3 protein-coding genes are annotated in these 2,602 nt (G+C 67.8%); all 3 read right to left on the minus strand.

What is annotated here, in order from left to right:
• Positions 1-861: HprK-related kinase B (locus VFE28_00230; protein HZM14400.1), on the minus strand; the 861-nt coding region annotated here is incomplete at its 3' end.
• Complete coding sequence (locus tag VFE28_00235) at positions 858-1,784, minus strand: GAK system ATP-grasp enzyme (protein ID HZM14401.1); 927 nt, start codon at positions 1,782-1,784, stop codon at positions 858-860. The genes VFE28_00230 and VFE28_00235, both read right to left, overlap by 4 nt.
• A partial coding sequence (locus VFE28_00240) for a phosphotransferase (GenBank protein HZM14402.1) occupies positions 1,777-2,602 on the minus strand: 826 nt, incomplete at its 5' end. The genes VFE28_00240 and VFE28_00235, both read right to left, overlap by 8 nt.

A 2,602-nucleotide genomic window follows, 5' to 3' on the forward strand; every position in this document is an offset into this window, starting at 1 on the left:
GAGACCCGCCAGAGCGGAGGTCCGCGCCAGCCGGCCGGGGCCGAAGGCTAGGTCGAGATCGACGTCGTACTTCTCTTCCAGCGTCCAGAGCGCATTGCTTTCGAGCTTCTGCAACTCGGCCCGCCGGGCGGCGGGGAGCACCCCGTGCAGTTCCTGCTGATGCATGGCCGTGCCGGGATTGATGCGCGGCAACTTGGGCACGCCGGCCTGCCGCACGCCCTCGCTGCCGGCGCGGACCAGGACCCGGTCGTTGCTGAGGAAGGCGAGACCTTTTCCCAGGAGGTGGAGCGCCAGGGTGGACTTGCCGGCGCCGGCGATGCCGGCGAGAGCCAAACCGCGGCCGCCGGCGCTCACACCGGCGGCGTGACAGAGCTGCCAGCCCTGACGCAAGTAGTGGTCGATGTACTGGGTGACGATGAAGTTGATCACCTGGTTGGCGTTGGCGAGACAGGGCCCGACGGCGACGCGCATGCTGCCGCCGACCAGGAAGTGCATCCCCGTCCGCACCTTCTGCACCACGCGGCCGCCGGCCAGATCGGCGATGCGTTCCTTGAGATGCAGCTTCCCCGGATCGCGCGGCCAATCGCGATAGCTCAGGTTGAAGCGCGGCGTTTCCGCTTCCAACGCGGTCACCACGAGGCCGGTGCGCGGCTCGCCTACAGCCTGGGTCCAATCGCGCAGGAAAGGCCGGAAGTAGGCGACCAGTGCATCCACCAGGGCGACGGAGTTCGATTCCACCAGGACGGAGAGGCCGCCGAAGTGGAAATCGCGGCGGGCCCGGATGGGGTGCTGCACGCGTACCGCTGCGGCGAGTCCCAACAGATCCCGGCGCCGGGCGAGAGGGGTTCTCATCTCGATCATTGTCCTCTCCCCACGATGCGGAGGCGCTTGCTCTTGCCGATGCGCTCCACCACATGATCGGCCAGCAGAGAAGCGGCGTCCAGTCCGAGACCGCGTTGCAAGCCGCGGAAACCGCCGAAGGCCGAGACCTCGAACACCATGGGGCCTTCGGGAGTCTCCGCCACGTCCACCGTGGTGAAGTCGAGGTCGAAGAGCGCCTGGGCGCGCTGGGCCACCTCGATCACCGCGGGCGACGGCTCGTGGGCGGCGTACGAGCCGCCGGCATGGATGGTGGTGTTCCAGGAATCGGTGGCGGAGACGCGGGCATAGGTTCCGAGGTAGCGCCCGCCGAGAAAGGTCACGCCCAGGTCGCGGCCCCGGTGTTCCACCCGCTGCTGCACGTAGAGCACGGGCCCGGCGTTCGCTTTGTAATCACGGATTTCCGCCTGGAGGTCCACATCCGGGCCGGCGACGAGCATGCGCATGCCACGGGCCTTGGTGCTGAAGAGCGGTTTCAGCAGCGCGCGCCCGAAGCGCTGCACCGCTTCCGCCGCCCGCCCCACGTCCTCGGTGACCACGGTGGGCGGGATCGGGATCCCCGCCCGCTGCAAGGTGAGGGTACCGCTCAGGCGATCGACGAGACGCAGGATGCTCGCCGGGTGCGAGAGCACGGTGACGCCTGCCTCCGCCACGGAGAGCAAGAGCTCGATGCGGTCGAGCATGCTCGGGCTGTAATCGTGCCCCAGCTTCTTGATCACCAGTCCGTCGAGAGCGCAAAGATCGAGATCCTCGTAGAAGACGCCGCCCCGTTGGCTGTCGAACACGGCGCGGCCGAGGTCCACCAGGAGCCTTCGGCCGGTGCGGGACTCCAAGGCGTCGGCCAGGGCTTCCGAGGACCACTGCCCGGGAACGCCGACCACCCCGACGTGCAGGCGGTCAGTCAAGGAGCACCTCACGCGGGATCTCGAAGCGGTCCAGGGCTTCCGGCGGCACCGCCAGCACCGCCTCCAGGAGGTAGCGGGCGCGGAGGAACATGGCCTTGGCGAACTCCGGATCCAGGACGAAGCGGGTGGAGGTGGCGAAGGAGCGCGCCAGCCCCAGGGCCAGGCGCGGGGCGAAGGTGGTGTCGCCGAGACGCTGGCCGGTGTCGCGGGCAAAGTCGTGGAAGAACAGGATCACGTCGCGGATGTGCTGGCGGATGGGTTCGTCGAACACCTGCAGCCGGTGGTTCGAGACCAGGAAGACCGACACGTCTTGCAGGTAATCCCCCGGTCGGGAACGATGCAGGTCGACGAAGTGGACCTGGCGCTCCCCTTGGTGGTGGATGACATTGTCCACATTGAAATCGCCGTGGGTGAAGACGGAAAACGGACAGCTGAGCTGGGCGTCCAAGTCGCGGGCCTGCTGCACCAGCGCATCGAAGGAGGGGAGGGCGAGGCGCCCGAAGCCGGCATTGGCGGCGCGGAAGCCCGGATGCAAGGCGTAGACGTCGCCGAGCCGCTCGGCCAGCTGTTGCACGAAGTGCGGCGTCACCGGCGTCTCGACCCGGGTCTTCTCCCAGACTTGGGACAAGGTCTTGCAGAGCGAGGCCAGGGCATCCTGGATGCCGCGAGAGTCGCCGCGCAGCAGGTATTCCTCGAAGGTGTGTCCCGGGATGTACTCGAAGAGGATGGAACCGGTGGGGCCGTTGTCGTTGAAGGCATGGATCCGCGGCGCCAGTCCAGGGATGATCTCTTGCCAGCGCATGGTGGCGTTCTTCTCG

Source organism: Candidatus Krumholzibacteriia bacterium (assembly GCA_035649275.1).
In the GTDB taxonomy this organism is placed as follows: Bacteria; Krumholzibacteriota; Krumholzibacteriia.